The organism is Streptomyces spongiae (assembly GCF_009377185.1).
GTDB lineage: Bacteria > Actinomycetota > Actinomycetes > Streptomycetales > Streptomycetaceae > Streptomyces > Streptomyces spongiae.
This window is the reverse complement of record NZ_VJZC01000743.1, coordinates 1-4,257: the sequence shown is the minus strand read 5'-3', so window position 1 is coordinate 4,257 and position 4,257 is coordinate 1. Positions and strand designations below refer to the sequence as shown.

Below are 4,257 nucleotides of genomic sequence, written 5' to 3'. Positions count from 1 at the left end.
GCGTCCACGGACGCGGCGCCCCTCGGACGTACCGTCAAGATCAGCTCTTCTTCGCCGACTCGGCCTCGGACTCTTCCTCGGACGACTTCTCCGACTCACTCTCCGAGGTCCCGTCACCCTCGGCCTTGCCGGTCTCGGACTCGTCCGAGGACTCCGCGGCGTCCGCCTTCTTCTCGGGCTCCACCACGTCACCATCCCGGTCACCGTCGTCACCGGAACCGTCGGAGACACCCGGCTCCACGACCTCCTCCCGCCCAGGCCGCTTCCGCGCAGAGAGCACGATGTACAGCACAGCGAGAAGGAACACGAACATCGCGGTCCAGTTGTTGAGCCGCAGACCAAGAATGTGGTGGGCGTCGTCGACCCGCATGTACTCGATCCAGAAACGCCCCACGCAGTACGCGGCGACGTACAGCGCGAACGCCCGCCCGTGCCCGAGCTTGAAGCGCCGATCGGCCCAGATGACCAGCAGCGCGACGCCGATGCACCACAGGGACTCGTAGAGGAACGTCGGGTGGTACGTACCCGGAACCCGGCCGTCCGTCGAGGACGTGATCTTCAGGGCCCAGGGAACATCCGTGGGGCGCCCGTACAACTCCTGGTTGAACCAGTTGCCCCACCGCCCGATCGCCTGCGCGAACGCGATGCCGGGCGCGACGGCGTCGGCGTACGCGGGCAGCGGGATACCGCGCCGGCGGCAGCCGATCCACGCCCCCACCGCTCCGAGCGCGATCGCGCCCCAGATACCGAGACCGCCCTCCCACACCTTGAAGGCGTCCACCCAGTCACGGCCCTCGCTGAAGTACAGCTCGTAGTCCGTGATCACGTGGTACAGCCGTCCGCCGACAAGGCCGAACGGCACGGCCCAGACCGCGATGTCGGCCACCGTACCGGCCCGCCCACCGCGGGCGATCCAGCGTTTGTTGCCGAGCCAGACGGCCACGAAGACGCCGATGATGATGCAGAACGCGTAGCCGCGCAGCGGAACGGGGCCGAGGTACAGCACCCCGCGCGACGGGCTCGGAATGAAGGCAAGGTCAAGGTCCATGGCAGGGTCGACGCTACCCTGCCGGACAGGCACCACGGCAACCCGCCCGGCTACGGCTCCATAACGCCACCGCCGCGAACACCTCCGTCACACCACGGCGCGCGGGCCTCACCCCCCGCTCTTCGCCTCCACCATCTGCTTCAGCTTCGCCGGGGTCATCGACCGGTCCTGGTAGATGTTCCTTCCGTCGAGGAGCACGGTCGGGGTGCCCGAGAAGCGGCCCTTCTGGAAGGCCTCGTTCGACTTCACGACCCAGCTGTTGTGCGTGCCGTCCTCGACGCACCGGCGGAAGGCGGCCGTGTCCAGCCCCTTGACCTTCTTGGCCAGCTCGACCAGCTTGCCGCTCTCGGCGAAGGCGTCGTCCGTCTCGGGCGGCTGGTTCTGGTACAGCACGTCGTGGTACGCCGGGAACCTGCCCGTGTCCTGCGCGCACGCGGCGGCGTTCGCGGCGTTCCTCGAGCCGCTGCCGCCCATGTTCCCGTCGATCAGCGTCGCCAGGCGGTACTCGACCTTGAGCTTTCCGGCGTCCGTGAGCTCGTGGATCGTGGAGCGGTAGGCGTCCTCGAAGGACTTGCACGCCGGGCAGCGGAAGTCCTCCCACACCGTGAGGGTCGACTTCGCGCTGTCCTTGCCGACGGGGATCACCAGGCCGTCCTTGCCCTGCGCTCCCGAGGGCCCCACGAACGGGCCCGAGGCGTCCTCCCCGTCCTTGCCCGCGTTCGCGGCGACGACGCCGATCACCGCAGCCAGGCCCAGGACGCCCACCACGGAGGCACCCACGATCAGTGCGCGGCGGCGCTTCTCCGCGGTTCTCTGCTTCTCTCGCTCCGCCGCCAGCCTCTCCCGGGCGGTGCGCTTTCCCTCTTGGTTCTTCTCGCTCACGTCCGGCAGAACGAACCGGAGAGGCGCCAAGCGCCTCCCCGGCCCCAGGTCCACTCGTTCGAGTGAGCGGATCGTCCGTTACGCCCCGCGCACACCCTGGGCGAGCTCGCCCGCCAGCGTCCGTACGGCGTCCAGGCCGGCGGCCTCGTCCGGCGCGTCCAGCATCCGCTTCACGAAGGCCGAGCCGACGATCACGCCATCGGCGAAGCCGGCGACCTCGGCGGCCTGCGCGGCGTTGGAGACCCCGAGCCCGACGCAGACGGGCAGCTCGGTGGTGGCCCTGGTGCGCTGGACCAGGTCCTGCGCCTGCGCGCCCACCGACGCACGCGTCCCCGTGACCCCCATCAGCGAGGCCGCGTAGACGAAGCCGGAGCCCGCCGCGGTGATCTCGGCGAGCCGGGCGTCCTTGCTGCTGGGCGCGACCACGAAGACCGTGGCGAGCCCGTGCTTCTCGGCGTGCTCCCTCCACAGGGCCGACTCCTGGACGGGGAGGTCGGGCAGGATGCACCCGGCCCCTCCGGCGTCGGCGAGCTCGGCGGTGAAGCGCTCGACGCCGTACCGGTCGATGGGGTTCCAGTACGTCATCACCAGCACCGGCTTGCCGGTCGCCTCGTACGCCTCGCGCACCGTGCGCATGACATCGGCGATCTTGACGCCACCCCGAAGGGCGATGTCGTCGGCGGTCTGGATGACGGGCCCGTCGAGGACGGGGTCACTGTGCGGCAGCCCCACCTCGACCACATCGGCTCCGCCCTCGAAGACGGCCTTGATCGCGGCGATCCCGCCGTCGACGGTCGGGAACCCGGCCGGGAGGTACGCGATGAGGGCGGAGCGCCCCTCGGCCCTGGCGGCCGCCAGGGTGTCACTCAGCAGCCGGCCCTTTCCACCAGTCACAGCAGCCCCGCTCACTTGGCGTCCCCCTCGATCTCGGCGGTGTCGCCGTCGGCGTCCGCGGCAACGGTGGCGTCGGTGTCGTACAGGCCGAAGTACCGGGCGGCCGTGTCCATGTCCTTGTCACCGCGGCCGGACAGGTTGACGACGATCAGCCCGTCCTTGCCCAGTTCACGGCCGACCTCCAGGGCACCGGCGAGCGCGTGGGCGCTCTCGATGGCCGGGATGATCCCCTCCGTGCGCGACAGCAGGCGCAGTGCCTGCATCGCCGCGTCGTCGGTGACCGCGCGGTACTCGCCGCGGCCGCTGTCCTTGAGGTAGGAGTGCTCGGGCCCGATGCCCGGGTAGTCCAGACCGGCCGAGATCGAGTACGGCTCGGTGATCTGCCCTTCCTCGTCCTGGAGGACGTACGACCGCGACCCGTGCAGGATCCCGGGCTCGCCCGCGGTCAGGGTCGCGGCGTGCTCCCCGGTCTCGACCCCGTGCCCGGCGGGCTCGCATCCGATGAGCCGTACGGAGCTGTCGGGGATGAAGGCGTGGAAGAGCCCGATGGCGTTGGAACCGCCCCCCACGCAGGCGACGGCGGCATCGGGAAGCCGCCCGGCACGCTCCAGCAGCTGCCGGCGTGTCTCGACGCCGATGACGCGGTGGAAGTCGCGCACCATGGCGGGGAAGGGGTGGGGGCCCGCGACGGTCCCGAACAGGTAGTGGGTGTGGTCGACGTTGGCGACCCAGTCCCGGAACGCCTCGTTGATGGCGTCCTTGAGCGTCCTGCTCCCGGACTTCACGGCGATGACCTCGGCGCCGAGCATGCGCATGCGCGCGACGTTGAGGGCCTGTCGCTGGGTGTCGATCTCGCCCATGTAGATGGTGCAGTCGAGGCCGAACAGCGCGCACGCGGTCGCCGTCGCCACGCCGTGCTGGCCCGCGCCGGTCTCGGCGATGACGCGTGTCTTGCCCATGCGCCTGGTGAGCAGCGCCTGGCCGAGCACGTTGTTGATCTTGTGGGACCCGGTGTGGTTGAGGTCCTCGCGCTTGAGGAACACGCGGGCGCCCCCGGCGTGCTCGGCGAACCTCGGTACCTCGGTGAGCGCGCTCGGCCGGCCGGTGTAGTTGACGAGCAGGTCGTCGAGCTCGCGGGCGAACTCGGGGTCGGCCTTCGCCTTGTCGTACTCCACGGCGACCTCGTCCACGGCGGCGACCAGCGCCTCCGGGATGAACTTGCCGCCGAACGCGCCGAAGTACCCCTCGGCGCTGGGTATCTGGCCCTCGGGGTCGGGGATGAAGAACTCGCTGGACATTCCGGTCTACCTCACAGGGGCGTACGGCCCCGAAGTCTTGACGGGATGGACGGTGATCGCGTGTGCGCGTCGTGGCGGGGGCGGTGCCGGAGGGTGGCCGACGGCTTGTTGCGCCCCCGCCGCCCCTACCCGTCC

At 70.4% G+C, this 4,257-nt stretch carries 4 protein-coding genes; all 4 read right to left on the bottom strand.

What is annotated here, in order from left to right; translation table 11 throughout:
- Positions 1–40: 40 nt before the first annotated feature.
- Positions 41–1,048 carry a prolipoprotein diacylglyceryl transferase gene (lgt, locus tag FNH08_RS45825; protein ID WP_152777580.1) on the bottom strand — a complete coding sequence of 336 codons (1,008 nt, stop codon included), beginning with the start codon at positions 1,046–1,048 and terminating at the stop codon, positions 41–43.
- A 108-nt stretch (positions 1,049–1,156) separates the two neighbouring features.
- Complete coding sequence (locus tag FNH08_RS45820; protein WP_322726517.1) at positions 1,157–1,930, bottom strand: DsbA family protein; 774 nt, start codon at positions 1,928–1,930, stop codon at positions 1,157–1,159.
- 78 nt (positions 1,931–2,008) lie between these two features.
- The gene (trpA, locus tag FNH08_RS45815; RefSeq protein ID WP_407704583.1) at positions 2,009–2,824 is read right to left on the bottom strand and encodes a tryptophan synthase subunit alpha; all 816 of its coding nucleotides are present in this window, start codon (positions 2,822–2,824) and stop codon (positions 2,009–2,011) included.
- 11 nt (positions 2,825–2,835) lie between these two features.
- Positions 2,836–4,122 (bottom strand): tryptophan synthase subunit beta, encoded by a 1,287-nt coding sequence (gene trpB, locus FNH08_RS45810; RefSeq protein ID WP_152777578.1) that lies wholly within the window; start codon positions 4,120–4,122, stop codon positions 2,836–2,838.
- Between the last annotated feature and the right edge of the window lie 135 nt (positions 4,123–4,257).

Coding starts and splice junctions, on each gene's coding strand:
- lgt (WP_152777580.1), bottom strand. CDS start 1,048: ATGGACCTTGACCTTGCCTTCATTCCGAGCCCGTCGCGCGGGGTGCTG.
- trpB (WP_152777578.1), bottom strand. CDS start 4,122: ATGTCCAGCGAGTTCTTCATCCCCGACCCCGAGGGCCAGATACCCAGC.